General features: G+C 72.8%; 13 protein-coding genes and 1 pseudogene. 4 read left to right on the top strand and 10 right to left on the bottom strand.

The features are described 5' to 3' along the window. The first annotated feature begins 93 nt into the window (after positions 1-93). The gene (locus tag IG94_RS0119895; protein WP_031038407.1) at positions 94-1,515 is read left to right on the top strand and encodes a lipase maturation factor family protein; all 1,422 of its coding nucleotides are present in this window, start codon (positions 94-96) and stop codon (positions 1,513-1,515) included. Between the two features lie 63 nt (positions 1,516-1,578). Here IG94_RS0119895 and IG94_RS0119890 read toward each other — a convergent pair whose 3' ends face one another. The 5 genes from IG94_RS0119890 to IG94_RS0119870 all read right to left on the bottom strand — a co-directional run bounded on the left by IG94_RS0119890 (position 1,579) and on the right by IG94_RS0119870 (position 9,152). Beyond that, on the bottom strand, positions 1,579-4,602 hold the full coding sequence (locus IG94_RS0119890) for an alpha-mannosidase (RefSeq protein WP_031038403.1): 3,024 nt from the start codon (positions 4,600-4,602) through the stop codon (positions 1,579-1,581). A 137-nt stretch (positions 4,603-4,739) separates the two neighbouring features. Further along, the gene (locus IG94_RS0119885; protein WP_031038400.1) at positions 4,740-5,987 is read right to left on the bottom strand and encodes a glycoside hydrolase 5 family protein; all 1,248 of its coding nucleotides are present in this window, start codon (positions 5,985-5,987) and stop codon (positions 4,740-4,742) included. 31 nt (positions 5,988-6,018) lie between these two features. Then, positions 6,019-6,930 (bottom strand): carbohydrate ABC transporter permease, encoded by a 912-nt coding sequence (locus IG94_RS0119880; RefSeq protein WP_031038397.1) that lies wholly within the window; start codon positions 6,928-6,930, stop codon positions 6,019-6,021. After that, on the bottom strand, positions 6,927-7,853 hold the full coding sequence (locus IG94_RS0119875; protein WP_031038394.1) for a carbohydrate ABC transporter permease: 927 nt from the start codon (positions 7,851-7,853) through the stop codon (positions 6,927-6,929). Before IG94_RS0119875 ends, IG94_RS0119880 begins: the two co-directional genes overlap by 4 nt. A 6-nt stretch (positions 7,854-7,859) precedes the next feature. Next, on the bottom strand, positions 7,860-9,152 hold the full coding sequence (locus tag IG94_RS0119870) for an ABC transporter substrate-binding protein (RefSeq protein ID WP_031038391.1): 1,293 nt from the start codon (positions 9,150-9,152) through the stop codon (positions 7,860-7,862). A 269-nt stretch (positions 9,153-9,421) separates the two neighbouring features. Between IG94_RS0119870 and IG94_RS0119865 the strand changes: the two genes are divergently transcribed. Both IG94_RS0119865 and IG94_RS0119860 read left to right on the top strand, forming a co-directional pair. Beyond that, positions 9,422-10,468 (top strand): LacI family DNA-binding transcriptional regulator, encoded by a 1,047-nt coding sequence (locus tag IG94_RS0119865; protein WP_031038389.1) that lies wholly within the window; start codon positions 9,422-9,424, stop codon positions 10,466-10,468. Positions 10,469-10,666: 198 nt separating this feature from the next. Beyond that, positions 10,667-12,010, top strand: a complete 1,344-nt coding sequence (locus IG94_RS0119860; protein ID WP_031038387.1) for an amidase — start codon at positions 10,667-10,669, stop codon at positions 12,008-12,010. Positions 12,011-12,017: 7 nt separating this feature from the next. Here IG94_RS0119860 and IG94_RS38740 read toward each other — a convergent pair. After that, positions 12,018-12,499 (bottom strand): annotated as a pseudogene (locus tag IG94_RS38740) (GNAT family N-acetyltransferase). A 52-nt stretch (positions 12,500-12,551) separates the two neighbouring features. Continuing rightward, positions 12,552-12,728, bottom strand: coding sequence for a hypothetical protein (locus tag IG94_RS41790; RefSeq protein ID WP_107060616.1), 177 nt, complete (start codon positions 12,726-12,728; stop codon positions 12,552-12,554). 472 nt (positions 12,729-13,200) lie between these two features. Here IG94_RS41790 and IG94_RS0119845 point away from each other — a divergent pair, with 472 nt between their 5' ends. After that, entirely contained in the window at positions 13,201-13,647 is a 447-nt protein-coding gene (locus tag IG94_RS0119845) for a hypothetical protein (protein ID WP_031038384.1), read from the top strand. A 24-nt stretch (positions 13,648-13,671) separates the two neighbouring features. Here IG94_RS0119845 and IG94_RS0119840 read toward each other — a convergent pair whose 3' ends face one another. The 3 genes from IG94_RS0119840 to IG94_RS0119830 form a co-directional block, all read right to left on the bottom strand. Next, the gene (locus IG94_RS0119840) at positions 13,672-15,219 is read right to left on the bottom strand and encodes an SDR family NAD(P)-dependent oxidoreductase (RefSeq protein WP_031038380.1); all 1,548 of its coding nucleotides are present in this window, start codon (positions 15,217-15,219) and stop codon (positions 13,672-13,674) included. Positions 15,220-15,319: 100 nt separating this feature from the next. Beyond that, the gene (locus tag IG94_RS0119835; RefSeq protein ID WP_031038378.1) at positions 15,320-16,663 is read right to left on the bottom strand and encodes a wax ester/triacylglycerol synthase family O-acyltransferase; all 1,344 of its coding nucleotides are present in this window, start codon (positions 16,661-16,663) and stop codon (positions 15,320-15,322) included. A gap of 165 nt (positions 16,664-16,828) precedes the next feature. Beyond that, positions 16,829-19,147 (bottom strand): GH92 family glycosyl hydrolase, encoded by a 2,319-nt coding sequence (locus IG94_RS0119830; RefSeq protein ID WP_031038373.1) that lies wholly within the window; start codon positions 19,145-19,147, stop codon positions 16,829-16,831. Positions 19,148-19,356: the final 209 nt, after the last annotated feature.

Here is a 19,356-nt window from a genome sequence, read left to right as displayed (position 1 = left end):
GTCCGCGTCCTCGGCTCCCGGCCCGCCGGACGGCCGGAGGAGGGCCTCGCCGCCGGGGCGGGTACACGGAGCGGGTACGAGAGGAGCCCGTCCGTGGAGTGGTTCACCGCACCCGACTACTGGCTGGCCCGGCTGGTCTTCCAGCGGGCCCTCGCCGTCGTGTACCTGGTCGCGTTCCTGACGGCGGCCCTGCAGTTCCGGGCGCTGCTGGGCGAGCGGGGCCTGACACCCGTGCCCCGCTTCGTGGAGCGGGTGCCGTTCCGGCGGGCGCCGAGCCTGTTCCAGTGGCGCTACTCCGACCGGCTCTTCGCCGGCTGCGCCTGGGCGGGCTGCGCGGTGTCGGCGGCGCTGGTCGCGGGTCTCGACTCGCTGCTGCCCCTGTGGGGCGCGATGCTGCTGTGGCTGGTGCCGTGGGCGCTGTACCTGTCGATCGTCAATGTCGGACAGACCTGGTACTCGTTCGGCTGGGAGTCGCTGCTCCTCGAGACGGGGTTCGTCGCCGTCTTCCTCGGCAACGACGAGGTGGCGCCGCCGGTCGTGGTCCTGTTCCTGCTGCGCTGGCTGCTGTTCCGGGTGGAGTTCGGGGCGGGGCTGATCAAGATGCGCGGCGACGCGTGCTGGCGGAAGCTGACCTGTCTGGACCACCACCACGAGACGCAGCCGATGCCGGGCCCGCTGAGCTGGTTCTTCCATCACCTCCCCCGCCCCCTGCACCGGGTCGAGGTGGCCGCGAACCACGTCACGCAGCTCGTCGTGCCGTTCCTGCTGTTCACCCCGCAGCCCGTGGCGACGGTCGCCGCCGCGCTGATGATCGCGACGCAGCTGTGGCTGGTGCTGTCGGGCAACTTCTCCTGGCTGAACTGGATCACCGTCGTGCTGGCACTGTCGGTGGTGCGGTACCCGGCCGATCCGCCGTCCGCGGCCGCCGCGCCGCTCTGGTACGAGGTCGTGGTCCTGGCGGTGGCGGCGCTGCTGCTGTTCCTCAGCCACCGGCCGGTGCGCAACATGGTCTCCCGCCGCCAGGTGATGAACCGCTCCTTCGACTCGCTGCACCTGGTCAACACCTACGGTGCCTTCGGCTCCGTCAGCCGGGTCCGCCACGAGGTGGTGGTCGAGGGCACGGCCGACGAGGCGCCCCGCGAGGACGGGGACTGGCGGGAGTACGAGTTCAGGGGGAAACCCGGTGATCCGCGGCGCTGGCCGCGCCAGTTCGCGCCGTACCACCTGCGGCTCGACTGGATGATGTGGTTCGCCGCGCTGTCGCCCGCGTACGCGGGACCGTGGTTCGCCACCTTCGCGGAACGGCTCCTGGAGGACGACCGCGCCACCCTGCGGCTGCTGCGCCGCTCGCCCTTCCCGCCCGGCGCCCCGCCGCGGTTCGTGCGCGCCCGGCTGTTCCGGTACCGGTACACGACGTGGCGGGAGCTGCGGGAGACGGGGGCGTGCTGGGAGCGGACGTACGTGCGGGAGTACCTGCCGCCGACCCGGCTGACCGGGGCGCCGGATCGCTCGTAGCCGCGCGGGGGCCCGGCTCGGCGTCTTCGCGCGAGCCGGGGCCCCGGGGCCGGGCGTGGGGCGCTACGCGCGCGTGAACCGCAGGGTCATCAGCTGGAACGGCCGCAGCCGTACGGCGATCCGCCCGCCGTCGGCCTCCACGGCGTTCTCCTGGCCGGTGAGCGGGCGTTCCAGCAGGTCGGTGACCGCGACGCCCGCGACCGGGAAGCCGGCCGTGAGAGTGGCGCCTGCCCGGCCGCCGTGGGCCTCGTGGAAGCGGACCACGACGTCGCCGCTGCCGTCGTCGGCGAGCTTGACGGCGGTGACGACGACCGCGTCCCGGTCCACGGAGACGAGCGGCGCGACCTCGCCGGCGCCGCTGACGTGCCGCTCGGGCAGGTTGATCCGCCAGCCCTCGCGCACGGCGTCGCCGATGCCCGCGCCGGGCAGCAGCGCGTGCCGGAAGCGGTGCACGCCCTGGTCGGTCTCGGGGTCGGGGAAGCGCGGGGCGCGCAGCAGGGAGACCCGCACGGTGGTCGTCGTGCCCTGGTCGCCGTCGGTGCGGACGGTGCGGGTGACGTCGTGGCCGTACGTGGAGTCGTTGACCACGGCGACGCCCCAGCCGGGTTCCTCCAGGTGGACGAAGCGGTGGTTGCAGGCCTCGAACTTGGCGGCCTCCCAGCTGGTGTTGGTGTGGGTGGGCCGGTGGAAGTGCCCGAACTGGGTCTCGGACGCGTACCGTTCGGCGTGCACGTCGACGGGGAAGGCGAGCTTGAGGAACTTCTCCGTCTCGTGCCAGTCGACCTCGGTGTCCACCTCCAGCCTCCGCTCCCCCGGCACCAGCGTCAGCAGCTGGGTGACCCGGGAGGAACCGAAGGAGCGCACGACGCGCACCGAGGCGCCGTCGTCGCCGGGGGCGACCTCGTCGGCGTCGGTGAGGTCGGTGACGGTGTTGCGGTAGAACTCGTCGACGTCCCAGGCGTCCCACATGTTCGGGAAGTCGGGGTGCAGCTGCAGCAGGTTGCCCGCCCCGCCCGGCGCGACGGTCTCGCGGTCGGCCGCGATGTCGTACGCCGAGACGACCAGGCCGCGTGCGTCGATCTCGACCCGCAGCAGGCCGTTGTCCAGGACGTGTCCGCCGCCGGGCCTGTCGGTGCGCTCGGTGCCGGTGCCGGCGGCGGGGGCCGCGGCGGCGCCCGCCCCGATCCCGGCCCGCGCGTGCGGGGCGGAGTTGAAGACCAGCGGGGTGTCGCCCTCGCCGGCCAGGGCGCGCTGGGCGGCGTCGATGATCGCGTCCAGTTCCCCGGCGACGCGGTCGTAGGTCGCGCGGGCCTCGCGGTGCACCCAGGCGATGGAGGAGCCGGGCAGGATGTCGTGGAACTGGTGCAGCAGGACCGTCTTCCAGATGCGGTCCAGGTCGTCGTACGGGTAGGGGAACCCGGCCCGCACGGCCGCCGTGGCCGCCCACAGCTCGGCCTCCCGCAGCAGGTGCTCGCTGCGCCGGTTGCCCTGCTTGGTCCTGGCCTGGCTGGTCAGGGTGGCGCGGTGCAGTTCGAGGTAGAGCTCGCCGACCCAGACCGGCGGCTCGGGGTTCTCGGCCTCGGCCTTCTCGAAGAAGGCCGCCGGGGTCTCCCACTCGACGGTCGCCGAGCCTTCGAGGTCGCGCAGCCGGGCCGCCTTGGCGACCATCTCGCGGGTGGTGCCGCCGCCTCCGTCGCCCCAGCCGGTGGGGGCGAGGGAGTGCCGGGCGACGCCCTTGTCCTTGAAGTTCTTCGCCGCGTGGGCGATCTCGCTGCCCTTCATCGAGCAGTTGTAGGTGTCGACGGGCGGGAAGTGCGTGAAGATCCGGGTGCCGTCGATGCCCTCCCAGCGGAAGGTGTGGTGCGGGAACTTGTTCGTCTGCGACCAGGAGATCTTCTGCGTGAGCAGGTACTTGGCTCCGGCCGCCTTGATGATCTGCGGCAGTCCGGCGGCGAAGCCGAACGTGTCGGGCAGCCACGCCTCGTCGTTCTCGACGCCGAACTCGTCGAGGAAGAACCGCTTGCCGTGCACGAACTGCCGGGCCATGGCCTCCGAGCCGGGCATGTTGGTGTCCGACTCCACCCACATGCCGCCGGCCGGCACGAACCGCCCGTCGGCCACGGCCTTCTTGACCCGCGCCCACACCTCGGGCCGGTGGTCGCGCACCCACGCCCACTGCTGGGCCTGGGACATGGCGAAGACGAAGTCCGGCTCGTCCTCCAGGAGCGCGGTCATGTTGGAGGTGGTGCGGGCCACCTTGCGCACGGTCTCGCGCAGCGGCCACAGCCACGCCGAGTCGATGTGCGCGTGGCCGACGGCGCTGATGCGGTGCGCGGAGGGGACGGCGGGGACGGAGAGCACCTCGGTGAGACGGGAACGGGCGGCCTGTGCGGAGCCGTTGACGTCCTGGAGGTCGATGGCGTCCAGCGCCCGGTCGACGGCGCGCAGGATCTCCCAGCGGCGCCCCGACTCCAGGGGCAGCTCGGCCATCAGCTCGCCGAGGACCTCCAGGTCGAGCACGAGGTTCCACACCGTCTCGTCCAGGACGGCGAGGTCCATCCGGGCCAGCGTGTACTGCGGTTCGCTGCCCGCGGTGTCCTTGTCGCCGAGTTGCGTGGGCAGGAAGGGGTGGTAGTCGAGGATCACGGGGTTGGAGGCGGCCTCGACGTGCAGGCGCACCTGCTCGCCGCCCGCGACGGGGGCGCCGATCCGCACCCACTGGTTGCGCGGGTTGAGGCCCTTCACCGGGGTGCCGTCGGGCCGGTAGACGAGGCCCTCGCACTGGAAGCCGGGCATGTTCTCGTCGAAGCCGAGGTCGAGGACCGCCTCGACCGTCTTCCCGGCCCACTCCTCGGGCACGGTGCCGGTGACGCGGAACCAGCTGGTGCCCCAGGGCGCGCCCCAGCGGGCGCCGACCTCGATCGGCTCGGGTTCGGCCGCGAGTCCCTCCTCGACCGGTACGGGCTCGCCGGGCGCGTTCCAGACCGCCACGTCCAGCGGCACGGACTCGGGGTACAGGGCGGGGCGGACGCGCTCGTCGAGGACGCGCTTGAGGCGGGCTTCGACCAGGTTGCGGTCGTCATGCATGCGGGTGCTCCGGAGTTGGGGGGCGGGTGGCTGTTCGGGGGTGGGTCACGGTGACGGGGGCCGACGTCAGGTACTGCTCCCCAGCGGCACGGGCTTCGAATCGTGCGGCGTCCGCGTTCCGCCGCGCGACACGCGGGTCACCCGGCACGGACCTGGGCGGGAGTGACGACCTCGGTGATGCCCCGGGCCGCCAGGTGCCCGGGGTCGGCGGCGTGTGTGTCGAGGACGGTGGTGGGGCGCGCGCCGTCGGCGACCAGCCGGAAGAAGGCGTCGAAGACGGCGCCGCCGGGTGCGCAGGCCGAGCGCGCGGCCGGGTCGGCCGGGACGGCCAGGGCGGTGGTGCGCGGGGCGGGGGCGGGGTGGGTTCCCTCGCGGGCCGCGAGGGCGGCGCGGGCCAGGACGCGGGCCGCGTCCTTGGGGCGGCGGTCGTTGGTGAGCAGGCCGAGCCCGTACTCCAGCTCGGGGAAGTCGGCCAGCTTCCGGGACACGTCGTGCGAGCACCACCAGGTGACGCCCCACAGGTCGGGGCAGTCCAGGGCGTTCGCGACGGTCGCCTCGGTGAAGGCGGCGGCGTGCTCGGCGGGGACGAGGGGCGCGGGGGCGCCGACCTCCTGGAGCCAGACCGGGCGGTGCGGGGCGCCGGCCCAGGCCTTGCTCAGCTCGACCAGGTAGGCGGCGTGGTGCTCGCTGGGCACGGAGGTGCGGCCGTGCCGCTGGGCGGTGCCGTTGAAGACCCAGGAGTGCACGGCCGTGACGGCGCCGTGCCGGGCGGCCTGGGCCGGGGTGAAGGGCTGGTCGTCCTGGTACCAGGTGGCGTCGTACTCGGCGTGCAGGTGCATGCGGCCCGGGGCGCCCTCCTCGCAGGCGGCCAGCATCCGCTCCAGCCAGGCGTCGATCTGCTCGCTGGTCGCGCGGTCCGGGTCGGGGTGGGGCCCGGCGGAGAACTGGTTGACCTCGTTGCCGAGTGTCATGCCGAGGAAGTTGGGCCGGTCCGCCAGGGCGGCGGCGAGGGTGCGCAGGTAGGCGGCCTGTCCCTCGACCACGTCGGGGTCGGTGAACAGGTTGCGGCGGTGCCAGGTGCGGGTCCAGGCCGGCAGGAAGTCGAAGCTGCTCAGATGCCCCTGGAGACCGTCCACGTTGACGTCGAGGCCGCGTTCACCGGCCGCGTCGACCAGGGTGACCAGGTGCTCGACGGCGCTCTCCCGGATCAGGGCGCGGTTGGGCTGGAAGTAGGGCCACAGCGGGAACACCCGGACGTGGTCCAGGCCGAGCGCGGCGATCGAGTCCAGGTCGGCGCGCACGGAGTCGGGGTCGAAGTCGAGCCAGTGGTGGAACCACCCTTCGCTGGGGGTGTAGTTGACGCCGAAGCGCACGGCAGGAAGCATGCGGTGTCCTTGCGGGGAGGAAGTGCGTGGATCAGCCCTTGACGGCGCCCTCGCCGACCCCGCGGAAGAAGTACCGCTGGAGGCAGGCGAAGAGGACGATCAGCGGCGCGACGGCGATGACGGTGCCGGCGGCGACGAGGCGTTCGTCGTTGGCGAAGGTGCCGTGCAGGTAGTTCAGGCCGATGGTCAGGGTGAATTTGGAGGGGTCGCTCAGCACGATCAGCGGCCACAGGAAGTCGTCCCAGGCCCCCATGAAGGCGAAGATGGCGACGACGGCGAGGGTGCCCTTCACCGCGGGCAGCGCGATCCGGTAGAAGCGCTGCCAGACGTTGGCGCCGTCGACGAAGGCGGCCTCCTCGATCTCGTAGGGGAGATGGAGGAAGGCGTTGCGCATGAGAAGCACGTTGAGGGCGCTGACGCAGCCGGGCAGCACCACACCGACCAGGGTGTTGTTGAGGCCCAGCTCCCGCATGGTGGTGAACTGGGCGATGATGATGCCCTCCACCGGCACGAGCATGGCCAGGATGAAGACCAGGGTGGCGACGCGCCGGCCGCGGTAGCGCAGCCGGGCCAGGGCGTAGCCGGCGAGGGCGGCGCCGACGCAGTTGGTGACGACGTTGGCGGCGGCGACCTTCAGCGAGTTGAGGGCGTAGTCCCACACGGGGATGGTCTCGGCGACCCGCTCGTAGTTGTCCAGGGTCGGGTCGGAGGGCAGGAACCTCGGCGGCGAGCTGAAGATGTCCTCCGTCGGCCCCTTCAGGGAGGTCGACAGCTGCCACAGGAACGGGCCGATGGTCAGGGCGAGGACACCGAGCAGGAGCAGGTAGCGCAGGGCCAGTTCCCAGACGCGTACGCGGCGGCCGTGCTCGTCGGTGACGCGGGGTTCGCGGGCGGGCGCGGCCGGCGCCTTCTCGGCGGGCCGCGACGTGTCGACGGCGCTCACGACTCCTCCTTCCGGTCCGCGCGCAGCACCAGCAGCATCAGGGCGACGGTGACCACGAAGACGACGACCGAGATGGCCGAGGCGTAGCCGACGCGGCCGGTCAGTCCGGTGCCGGTGCGCTGGACGAGCATGACGAGGGTGGTGTCCTCCCCGGCCGGGCCGCCGTTCGGGCCGGCCATCAGGTAGACCTCGGAGAAGACCTTGAAGGCGGCGACCGAGGAGAGGGCCGCGACCAGGACCATGGTGGAGCGGACGGCGGGCACCGTGACGCTGAGGAAGCGGCGGACCGCGCCCGCGCCGTCCACGGCGGCGGCCTCGTGCAGCTCACGGGGCACGTTGGCCAGCGCCGCCAAGTAAATGATCATGTAGTAGCCGAGGCCCTTCCAGACCGTGACGCCCATCGCGCTCAGCAGGATCAGCCACTGGTCGCTGAGGAAGCCGACCGGACTGGCACCGAGCGTCTCCAGCAGGGAGTTGACGAGGCCGCGCTCGTCGAGGAGCCAGACCCAGATCAGTCCCACGACGACGATGGAGGCGACGACCGGGGTGTAGAAGGCCGAGCGGAAGAAGGTGATGCCGGGGATGTGCTTCTGCACCAGCAGCGCGAGCAGCAGCGGCAGCAGGACCAGCGCGGGGACCACGCCGAGCACGTACAGCGTGCTGTTGCGCAGGCCGGTCCAGAACATGTCGTCGTGGAGCAGCTCGCGGAAGTTGGCGAGGCCCACGAACTCGCCCGGGACCAGCGTGCGGCGGTCGGTGAAGGAGTTGACAAGGGTGGAGACGAACGGATAGAGGATGAACGCGCCGGTGATCAGCAGACCGGGCGCGGCGAACAGCCAGGGGCTGGCGGGCAGTTGGCGCCGCACACGCCGGGTGCCGCTCTTCCGGGTGCCGGGGGTGCCGGTGAGGGTGGGACTCGCCATGGTGTCTCAGCCCTGCTGCTGGAGGAGCCGGTCGCACGCCTTGACGGCGTTGTCCAGGGCCTCCTTCGGGCTCTGCTTGCCCTGGAGTGCCTTGGCGACCTCGTTGCGCAGCTCGGTCTTCATCTGCTCGCTGAACAGGACGGGCGTGTAGTTGACGGCGTCCGCCAGCGACTTGGCGGAGGCGACCCGGACCCGGGTCTCGTCGGTGCCGTCCTCCTTGGTGAAGTACGGGTCCTCCAGCGAACCGGCGGTACTCGGGAAGACGGCGACCTGCTTGGCGAACGACATCTGGTGCGCCGCGTCGGTGACGTAGTGCGCGAAGGCGACCGCGGCGGGCTTGCGCTCGCTTTGGGAGTTCACCATCAGGCCCATCACGTACATGTTGACGTGCCCGGTGCTGGTGATCTGGTCGGTGATGCCGATGTTCTTGTACAGGCCCGGCGCCTGCTTCTTGAAGTTGGCGAGGTCGAGCGCGCTGCCCGGGTTCATGGCGACGGCGCCGGTGAGGAACTTCTTCCCGGTGGACTCGGGGGTCGCCGTCAGCGCCTGCGGGTCGAGGGCCTTGGCGTCGTACAGCTCCTTGTAGCGGGTGAGGAGTTCGACGCCCTTGGCGTCGTTGAACGCGAAGGCGGTGCCCTCCTTGTCCATGAGGGGTGCGCCGTAGCGGCCGAAGTCCTCGATGGTGGGCACGTTGGCGAGCGTGGCGACGTCGCCGCCGGTCCGGTCGGCGATCTTCAGAGCGGCGTCGAAGACCTCGTCGTACGTCCTGGGCGGCTGCTCGGGGTCGAGGCCGCCCTTCTCGAAGAGCGACTTGTTGTAGAAGAGCGGGCCGGTGTTGAGGTACCAGGGGAAGGCGTACGTGCCGTCCGTGCCCGGTATCCGGTGGCTCGCCCAGGCGCCCTCCAGGTACTCCTTCTCGTACTGCCCGGCGGCCTTGTCCAGGTCGAGGGCGAGCCCGGCCCCGGCGAGCGGTGCCACGAGGTCCGGGGAGACGTTGACGACGTCGGGCAGGGTGCCGCCGGCGGCGTCGGCGCTGATCTTGTCGGCGTAGCCCTCGCCGGGCTGGTCGACCCACTTCACGTGGGTGCCGGGGTACTTCTTCTCGAAGTCGGCGATCAGGTCTTCGAAGTAGTCCTTGAAGTTGGCCCGCAGGTTCCAGGTCTGGAAGGTGATGTCGCCCTCGACCTTGCCCGAGGCGTCGGTCGAGTCGCCGCCGTCGTCCCCGGAGCCGCAGGCGCTGAGCGGCAGGAGGAGAGCGGCGACGGCTGCGGCGGCGAATGTTCTGCGCGAGGTGGGCACGGTGACACGTCTCCCTGGAGGGCATCGGGCGGTGGGATGGCAGTGACCATGCACGGCGTTTCCTCGGAAAGTCAATGGATTCACGCCAACTAAAGAAGGTTCGACGACATTAGTGCAGCTCAGGGGCGCCTCGATCGATACTTGCCATGGTCCACTAATGCGCTTTAGGATCATTCGACTCAAGCGCTTTAGCTCCCGGGTGGCAGGCGCTTTGGAGCACACGGACTTCCGGACACGAGGACTACCGGGCACAGGGGAAAGGAGCGTGCATGCCGGCCAAGCGGCCCGCCGCGCGTCGGCCGACGATGAAGGACATCGCCCGGCGGGCCGGGGTTTCCGAGAGCGCGGTCTCGTTCGCGCTGAACGACCGGCCGGGCGTCTCCGAGGTGACCCGGGACCGGGTGCGCCGGGTCGCCGAGCAGCTCGGCTGGCGGCCCAGTACGGCGGCGCGCGCGCTGTCCGGCGAGGGCGCGGCCACGGTCGGCTTCGTGCTGGCGCGGCCGGCGCACACCCTCGGCGTGGACTCCTTCTTCCTGCAATTGGTCTCGGGCATCCAGGAGGTGCTGGCGCGGCGCCACCTGGGTCTGCTGTTCCAGGTCGCGCGGAACGTCGACGACGAGTGCGCGGTCTACCGGCGCTGGTGGGCCGAGCACCGGGTGGACGGCGTCCTGGTGGTCGACCCGCGTACCGACGATCCGCGCCAGGACCTGCTGGACGAGCTCGGGCTGCCCGCCGTGGTGATCGGCGGCGCGCCGGACGAACGCCATCCGGGACTGTCGACGGTGTGGGCGGACGACGCGGGTGCGATGGCCTCGCTGGTGGACGCGCTGCACGCGCTCGGCCACCGGCGGATCGTGCACATCGCCGGTCTGCCCGGCTTCGCCCACACCGAGCGCCGTATCCGCGCGCTGCGGGCCGAGGCGGAGCGGCGCGGCCTCACCGAGGTCCAGTCGGTGACCACCGACTACTCCGACGCGGAGGGCGCCGCCGTCACCCGCCGGGTCCTCCGGGCGACCGCTCCGGCGACCGCCCTGGTCTACGACAACGACGTGATGGCCGTCGCCGGGGTGGCCGTCGCGGCCGAACTCGGCTTCTCGGTGCCGGCCGACGTGTCCGTGGTGGCCTGGGAGGACTCCGCGCTGTGCCGCATGGTCAAGCCGTGGCTGTCGGCCCTGTCCCGGGACAGCGTGGAGTTCGGCCGCACCGCGGCGACGGAACTGACCGCCCTGCTCGACGGCGGCCCGGCCCGCACGGTCCGGGTGCCGGTGCCGCGCCTGATCGAGCGGGACAGCACGGGGGCGGTCCGGACGGGCTGAACGGCGCGGGGCGGCGGCCCGACGTGCCCGAGCCGCATCCCCGGGAGCGGCCGAGCGGGGCGGGGGGGGCCGCGGGTGCGGCCCCGGGTCTCGACGTGCGGGCTGCGGACCGGCAGAGTGCTGTCCGGCGTACTCACCAGTAGGCCCGCGTCCCACCAGGGACACGTACCCCGTCACCGCAACCCCGAGGAGCCCTCCGTGACCGACTGGGCCGGCCGGACCGCCGCCGAGATCGCCGCCGCCGTACGCGAGAGGCGGGCCACGCCGCGCGAGGTGGCGCAGGCGCACCTGGACCGGATCGCCCGGCTCGACGGCCGGATCGGCGCCTTCCGCCGGGTGCGGGCCGAGGCGGCGCTCGCGGAGGCCGACGAGGTGGGCGCGCGGAGCGACCTGACCGGGCTGCCGCTGGCCGGCGTACCGGTCGCGGTCAAGGACAACCTCGCGGTGCGCGGCGAGTCCGTGCGGGTCGGGTCGGCGGCGACGCCGGACACGCCCGCCGGGGCGGACCACGTCACCGTGGCCCGGCTGCGGGCGGCCGGCGCCGTGGTGGTGGGGCTGACGAACGTCCCCGAGCTGTGTGTGTTCGGCACCACGGAGGGCGTGCACGGAACCGCCCGCAACCCGTGGGACCCGGCCCGTTCGGCGGGCGGTTCCTCGGGCGGCAGCGCGGCCGCGGTCGCCGCCGGGATGGTGCCGCTCGCGCTCGGCAACGACGGGATGGGCTCGCTGCGCATACCGGCCGCCAACTGCGGCCTCGTCACCGTCAAGCCGGGCCACGGGGTGGTACCGGCCGGGATCGGCGAGGGCGACTGGTTCGGCCTGGCGGAGAACGGGCCGCTGGCCACGACGGTCGAGGACGCCCGCCTGATGCTGACGGTCCTCGCGGACGCCGCACTGCCGACCCGCGAGGCCCCCGGCTCCCTGCGGATAGCCGCCTCGCTGCGCAGCCCGCTGGCCGGGGTCGGCGCCTCCCGCCCGTACGCGGGCGCCGTGCGCGAGGCGGCCGGGGTGCTGATGCGGGCCGGCCACCAGGTGCGCAGGGCCGACCCGCCCTACCCCGCGTCGCTGAGCACGAGCGCCCTGGTCCACTGGGCGGCCGGTACGTCGGTGGACGCGCGGGGCCTGGACCGGCGGTTGCTCGCCCGGCGCACCCGCGTGCACGCGGCACTCGGGCGGCCCTTCGTGTCGCGCGTGCGGACCGGTGCGGCGCGGGAGCGGGTGCGCGCTCGCCTGGAGCCGTTCTTCGACGCGTACGACGTCCTGCTCACTCCGGCGCTGGCCCGCCGCTCCCCCGAGGCGGGCCCCTGGCACGAGCGGGGCTGGCTGCGCAACGTCGTCGTCAACTCGTCGTACACCCCGTTCACTCCGCCGTGGAACATGACGGGCTGGCCGGCGCTGGTGGTGCCCTTCGGCACGCTCCCCTCGGGCGCCCCCTGCGCCGTGCAGCTGGTGGGACTGCCGGGTGCGGAGGCGACGCTCCTCGAACTGGCGGGGCGGATCGAGGAGCTGCGGCCCTGGCGGCGTACCGCGTCCGCGGTCTGAGGGGGCGTCAGAGCGTCCGGTGCATGATGTGCAGGCCGACCCGTCCGTGGCGCGGGTGGTCGAAGGCGTCCGGCACCGTGCCCAGGACCGTGAAGCCGAGGGAGGTCCACAGCCCGACGGCCGGGTTGGTCTCGACGACGGCGTTGAACACCATGCCCCGGTACCCGTCGGCCCTCGCGGCCCCGAGGACGTACTCGGCGAGGGCCCGGCCGGTCCCGCGTCCGGCCCGGCCGGGGTCGACCATGAAGCCGGCGTTCGCGATGCGGGCGGCGGGGCCGCCGTAGTTGGGGGTGAGGTAGGCGGAGGCGACGACGGTGCCGTCTCCGTCCTCGGCGACGTAGACGCGTTTGGCGGGTTCATCCACAGGGACCGGGCGTCCGCCTCGGAGGTGTCCGGGTCCCAGGCGTAGGTCTCGCCGGCCGCGACGATGCGGTGCCAGAAGGGCCAGATGCGCGGCCAGTCACCGGCCGTGGCTTCCCTGATCAGCATGGGCGTGAGTCTGGCACGCCCATGCGCCCGGCGACCTTCGCGGGGGTACGGGTCAGTCCACGCTGGGCAGGATGTGCGGCTCGGCGAGGTCCTCCTCGTAGCCCGCGAGGCGGATGGGGGCGGAGCGCGCCCACACGTCGAGGCTGCCGATCTCTCCGGGCCTGCGGCGCGCACGCCCGGCGCGCTCCTCGGTCCGATGCTCTGGGTTCGTCGTCGTCTCCGGTGTCACCGCGCACTCCTTCTATGTCGGATCACCCTCGGGGCCCGTCGGCCGGTGTCCCGGCCGGCACCCGGCGCCCGCTCGGGTCTGAGTCGAATGCAGTTCGGACGCGGTGGCGCCGGCAACTCGTTGCGGGCGGACCGTGGTGAACCGGCCCGTCCCCTGACGGACCTTGGCTGAGGGTGGTGCCCCGTGTTGCCGTCCATCCGCTCCAGACTAACCAAATGAGCGGGGGTGCGCTCTATGGGGCTCGAAACATGGGACAACCATTACCCTCCGAACCGTGCGCAGTTGACCCCAGCGTGCTCCGATTCCGCCCCTTTCGCACGGCATACGGGTCACCCGTTCGGCCCACGCGGTCGCTCGTGTCTTCGAACGGCGGCGGCGACGGGCCGCGCAGTTAAGTCGCCGTTGGTCGTGGCGCAAGCTGGGCATGGTCTGCTGCCGGTCGGCAACGGCTGTCTCGCGGGAGGACCGGGACATGGAACTGCGCAGCGTCGAGGAGCTGATGGACCTGCTGTACGCCTGCCGGGGCGAGCGGTCCGGCCCGGACCACGGCGGCGGGGGCCCCGTGGACCTGCACGGACACGCGCTGCGGACGGCTGCGCTGCTGCGCCGGCGCCGCCCCGCCGACAAGGAGCTCCAGGTGGCGGGGCTGGTGTCGCCCGTGGGCCGGCTGCTCTGGCCGGGCAACCCGGCCGGCCGGACGGCCGACGCGGTACGGCCGCTGCTCGGCGCGCGCGTCGCCCGCCTGCTGCGCCGGCACGCCCGCGCCGAGGCCTGGGCCCACGACGACGACGTGGTCAGCCTGCGCCAGGCGGACGACGAGGCCCGCACCGCCGTCTTCGACGCCGGGATACTGGAGGACTGGCGCTCGGTGCTGGAGCTGACGGCGGCGCGGAACGCGCGCCTGGGCGCGGTCGACTGAGGTGGCGCCGGCCGCCCCGCGGTGTCACCACCTGCCGGGTGCGTAGTCCTTCAGGAAGACGCCGTACAGGTCCTCGCCCGCCTCGCCGCGCACGATCGGGTCGTAGACGCGAGCGGCGCCGTCGATCAGGTCGAGCGGGGCGTGGAAACCGGCGTCGGCCAGGCGGAGCTTGTCGTAGTGGGGGCGCTCGTCGGTGATCCAGCCGGTGTCGACGGAGGTCATCAGGATGCGGTCGGTGTCGAACATCTCCTGGCCGCTGGTCCGGGTCACCATGTTCATGGCGGCCTTGGCGGCATTGGTGTTCGGGTGGCCCGCGCCCTTGTAGCCGCGGGCGAACACGCCCTCCATCGCGGAGACGTTGACGACGTAGGCGCGCCCGGCGGACGCCCGCCGCGCCGCCTCGGCCATCGCGGGCCGGAGCTTGCTGATGAGGATGAACGGCGACGTGTAGTTGCACAGCTGGGTCTCCAGCAGCTCCACCGGCGAGATCTGCTCGATGGTCTGGACCCAGGTGTTGGAGTCGACGACGTCGGGGACCAGCCCGCCGGCGTCGATGGCGGTGCCCTCCCGGTGCCGGACCACGCTGGCGTTCCCGGCGACCAGCGCCAGGTCGGCCACCTGCTGCGCGTCGAGCCCCGAGGCACCGAGCGGCAGCGCGGCCAGACCGTCCACCGCGCCGGAGTTGAAGGCGCCGATGACGTCGTGGGCGGGCAGTTCCCCGGCGGGCAGCGGGGCGCCCTCGCCGTCGACGAGCGCGGCGTACGCGGAGGGCAGGCGGCGCACGGTCTGGGTGGCGTTGTTGATCAGGATGTCGAGCGGTCCCTGCTCGGTGACGCGGTCGGCCAGCGCCACGGCCTGGGCCGGGTCGCGCAGGTCGATGCCGACCACCTCCAGCCGGTGGAGCCAGTCCGCGGAGTCGTCCATCGCCTTGAAGCGGCGGATGGCGTCCTTGGGGAAACGGGTGGTGACCGTGGTGTGGGCGCCGTCGCGCAGCAGCCGGAGCGCGATGTACATGCCGATCTTGGCGCGGCCGCCGGTGAGCAGCGCGCGCTTGCCGCCGAGGTCCGCGCGGGCCTCGCGGCGGGCCCGGTTCTCGGCGGCGCAGTCCTGGCAGAGCTGGTGGTAGAAGTAGTCGACGTCGACGTAGCGCTGCTTGCAGATGTAGCAGGAGCGGGGGCGCTGGAGTATCCCCGCGATCGTGCCCTCCTCGGTGCGGGAGGACGGCAGCAGGCCCTCGGTCTCGTCGTCGATGCGCTCGGCCGACCCGGTGGCGGTGGCCTCGGTGACGGCCTTGTCGTGGGCGGTCTTGGCGGCCCGGCGCTCCTGGCGGCGGCGCTGCTTGACCATGCGGTAGATGTGCGAGGTGGCCCGGCGGACGCGGACGGCGTCGGGGTGGTCGACGTCGAGTCCGTCGAGTTCCTCCAGGACGCTCAGGCAGACGGCGAGCCGTTCCGGGTCGATGCCGGGCCCGTCCGCGGAGGCGGACGCCTCGTCCGTCGGCACCTCGCCCGCGGGCGCGCCGCGCCCGGACGCCTCGTCCGTGGTCGCCGCGTCGTCCTGTGTCACCGTCATCGCGCTGCCGTTCCCTGGTCGCCGTGCGGCGCTCCGGGGGCGACCGCTGTCGAACAGCGGATTTTATTCAGCGCGGCGCGCGGATCCAAACCCGCCGGGGTCAGGGACGGCAGGCCGTGAGCAAGGTCTCCACCTCCGCGGCCAGCGCCCGGGCGAGGAGATCGAGGTCCGGCACCGCCTGCGCGTCGGCGACCAGGCCGTAGTGGACCTGTCCGCGGTACGTCGAGACGGCGACCGCCAGCGAGTGGCCGCGGGCCAGCGGCGCGAGCGGGTAGACCTCGGTGAGCGGATGCCCGCCGAGCCGCAGTCCGAGGCTGGGCAGGGGCACGCTGGTGACGAGGAGGTCGAACCAGAGCCGGGCGGCTCCCGAGACCAGCGGGCCGCCGAGCCGGTGGCCGAGCGCCGGGACGTGGTCGGCGAGCAGGGCGACGGCTCCGGCGCCGCGGCCGGGACCGGCGTCCTTGTTGCGGTCCATGGCGGCGCGGACCGTGCCGAGGCGGGACAGCGGGTCGGGATCGCCGACCGGCAACTGCGTCAGGTACCCGGAGAGCCGGTTGCCCCGGGGGGTGGCGGTGCGCGGGCGGCGTGTGGACACGGGAATCAGCGCGCGGGGCGCGACGCCCTCGCTGCCGTCGCCGCGCTCGTCCAGCCAGCGGCGCAGGGCGCCCGCGACGACCGCGATCAGTACGTCGTTGACGGTGCCGCCGGTGGTCTTGCGGACGTGGTGCACGTCGTCGAGGTCGACGGCGACGCCCGCGATCCGGCGGGTGCCGGAGGACTCGGCGGTCAGCGCGGGCGAGGAGCGCACGTCGAGGGTGGACAGGGCCGCGGCGGCGCCGATGTCCAGGGCCCGGCCCACGTCCGACAGCGTGTCGCGCAGCCTGCCGGGCAGCGTGCGCACATCGGGCAGGAGCCGGCGCGCGGGCTCGGCGGGGCGGGGCCGGGGTGCGGGGAGGTCCAGCGGGTCGAGGATTCCGGCGGCGAGGGTCAGGGCGCGCAGTCCGTCGGCCAGGGCGTGGTGGAACTTGAACAGCACCGCGAAACGGCCGTCGTCCGCGCCCGGCAGCACATGCGCCTCCCACGGCGGCCGGTCGCGCTCCAGCGGACGTTCCATGAGGCGCCCGGCGCGGGCGTGGAAGTCCGCGGCCGGGGCGTGCAGCCGCACATGGTCCAGCGGATCGAAGCGGGGGGCGGGCTCGCGGGTCGCGCCGCCGAACGACAGAGGGCCCCACAGCCCCGGCCCCGGCTGCCAGGTGTCCCGGATCCGCATCCGCAGCCCCGGCACCGCGGGGGCGCGGGCCGCGAGCAGGTCCGCGGCGTGGGCGCCCGCGGTGGCCGAGGCGGCCTCGAAGACGCCGAGGGCGCCGAGGTGCATGGGGTGGTCGGGGGACTCGATGTTCCAGAACGCCAGATCGAGGGGAGCGAGCGGATCGGGAGGAGTCAAGGTGCTGCCTCGCTTGGACGACGGATGGACCAGCAGTCAAACGCCCTCCGACAATTACGGTCAAGGACGATCTCGCTACGCACAGTTAACATAAGGTAAAAGTCCCGTCCCTGCGGACAGGGGCGGGACTGCCGTGCCTCATGGGCCGTCTGTGTTCACATCAGCTCATGTCAGCGGCGGCGGCACCGCCTCCGCCGAGGTTCCCCACCCGGACGGCTGCGGGCCGACCGTGAACGCGAGCGACCGCACGGAGCGCAGGGCGTCCGTCGTCAGCCAGGTCCTGGCGTACTCCGCACCGTCGGTGCGGGCCGACTGGACGTACCGGTCGGTGTCCGAGGTGCCGGGCGCGGTGATCGTCAGGGCGCCGCGCGGGTAGTAGCGGCGGTCGAGGGCGAGGTCGACGCGGTCGAAGACCGGGGTGGACAGGCCCCAGGTGTCGTAGCCGGGCTGGATCGGGAAGATCCCGATCGAGGACAGCACGTTCCAGGCGGACATGGTCCCGAGGTCGTCGTTGCCGGTCATGCCGGTCGGCGTGTCCGTGAACAGGGTGAGCGCCGCGTGCACCACGTCGGTCGTCTTCCAGGGCTGCCCGGTCGACAGGTAGGTGTACGGCGCGATGAGGTCGGGCTCGTTCTGCGGGTTGTACTTGTCGGCGTTGTAGTAGTCGTACGGCCCGTTCACCCACACCTCGCGGGCGGTCTTCGCCGGGTCCGCGAGGAGTTGGTCGTAGGCGAAGAAGGAGTCGAGCCGCTCGTTCGCCGCGTCGGTACCGCCGATGAGGTCGATCATGCCGGGCAGGTCCTGCGGCACCATCCACTGGTACTGCCAGGACGTGCCCTCGTGGAAGCCCTCGCTCTGCGCCGGGTCGGCCGGCCCGGTGAAGGCGCCCTCGGCGTCGCGGGCGCGGAAGAAGCCGGTCGAGGCGTCGAAGACGTTGCGGTAGCTCTGGGCGCGCTCGGCGTAGCGCTTCGCGTCCCGGTCGTGGCCGAGGTCGCGGGCCATGCGGGAGAGCATGGCGTCGGACAGGGCGTACTCCAGGGTGGCGGAGGCGCCGTGGTCGTAGTCGGAGTCGCCGGGCTTGGCGTGCGGGCGGCCCTTGACGTACGGCGCGAAGCCGTCGGCGAGGTACTCCCGGTTGGCCTCCCGGCCGACGGCCGGCGAGTCGGTGGGCGGGACGCCGTCGGCGTTCTTCTTCAGGGCCCGGTAGGCCCGCTCCTCCCAGCCGTGCAGCAGGCCCTGCTGGTAGGCGTTGGTGAGGAAGGGGGTCACCGGGTCGCCCGTCATGATGTTGGTCTCGACGGTGCCGTAGCCCCACTTGGGCAGCCAGCCGCTCTCCTCGTCGATCTTGATGACGGAGACGGCCATGTCCCGGGCCTCGCGGGGCGCGAGCAGGGCGAGGAGCTGGGACTGGGTGCGGTAGGTGTCCCACAGGGACCAGTTCTGGTAGTACGTGAAGCCCTTGGCCCGGTGCACCTTCTGGTCCCAGCCGGTGTAGCGGCCGTCGACGTCGCTGCCGACGTTGGGCGCGAGGAAGGACCGGTACAGGGACGAGTAGAAGGTGCGGCGCAGGGTGTCGTCGCCGCCCCGGACCTTGACGTCGTCCAGCCGCTTCTCCCAGGTGCGCTCGGCACCGCGCCGTACGGAGTCGAAGGAGTGCCCGCCCTCCGCGCGGAGGTTGCGCGCGGCGCCGTGCGCGTCCACGTAAGACAGGGCGGTGGTGGCCTCGACGGTGCGGTCCTCGGTGGTGTCGAAGCGGACGTAGGCGCCGTCGCCGCCGCTCTTCGCGCCGGCGGTGACCGTGCCGTCGTCCCAGGTGCCGTAGGAGGCGAAGGGGCGGTCGAAGCGGGTGACCGTGTAGACGGTGTACGGCTTCGTGTCCTGGCAGAAGCCGCTGCCGGTGATCGCGGTGCGCACGGTGCGGCTGTCCAGCACCTCCACCTTCGTCGAGACGTTCTTGTGCAGCGACTGGCCGGCGTTGAGCAGGACGTTGGCCTTGTCGGTGGACGGGAACGTGTAGCGCTGCACCCCGGTGCGTTCGGTGGCGGTCAGTTCCGCGTCGACGCCCGAGCCGAGGCCCACCCGGTAGTAGCCGGGGCTCGCCTCCTCGTCGTCGTGGCTGAAGGGGGCGGCGTACTTGGTGTAGTCGGTCTCGGTGACGTCGCCGGTGGTGGGCAGGACCGGCAGGTCGCCGCCGAGTCCGCAGCCGACGCCGGAGAGGTGGACCAGGGAGAAGCCGCGGATGTGGGTGTCGGAGTGGTCGTAGCCGGTGCTGTGCCCGGTGTCCGGCGAGAACTGCACCATGCCGAAGGGCACGGCGGCGCCGGGGTAGGTGTTGCCCTCGTTCTCCGTCCCGATGAAGGGGTTCACGAGGTCGGTCAGGTGCTGGTCGGTCGTCGGGACGGCCTGCGCCGCCGGGGCGGTGAGCAGCGCGGACGCTGCCACCACCCCGGCCACGCACAGCCGCAGACGCCGGGGGGCTCTCATGTGCGGTGACCTCCGGAAGCTGGACGCTGACAACGTTGTCTCCACCGAATTCCGACATGCCGGCGGACGCGCAGAGGAATGACAGCACGGAACCCGGCACGGCGTCCAGGGACATGACAAGGCGACATGAGGGGACCGCGGACGTCGCACGCCGGCGGCGGCCCCCGCTCCGCGCCTGCGGCACCCGCTGTCCCCTACGGCACCCGATG

Source organism: Streptomyces olivaceus, assembly GCF_000721235.1.
GTDB classification, from domain to species: domain Bacteria; phylum Actinomycetota; class Actinomycetes; order Streptomycetales; family Streptomycetaceae; genus Streptomyces; species Streptomyces olivaceus.
The sequence above is the reverse complement of the archived record's forward strand: the minus strand, read 5'-3'. Positions and strand labels throughout refer to the sequence as shown.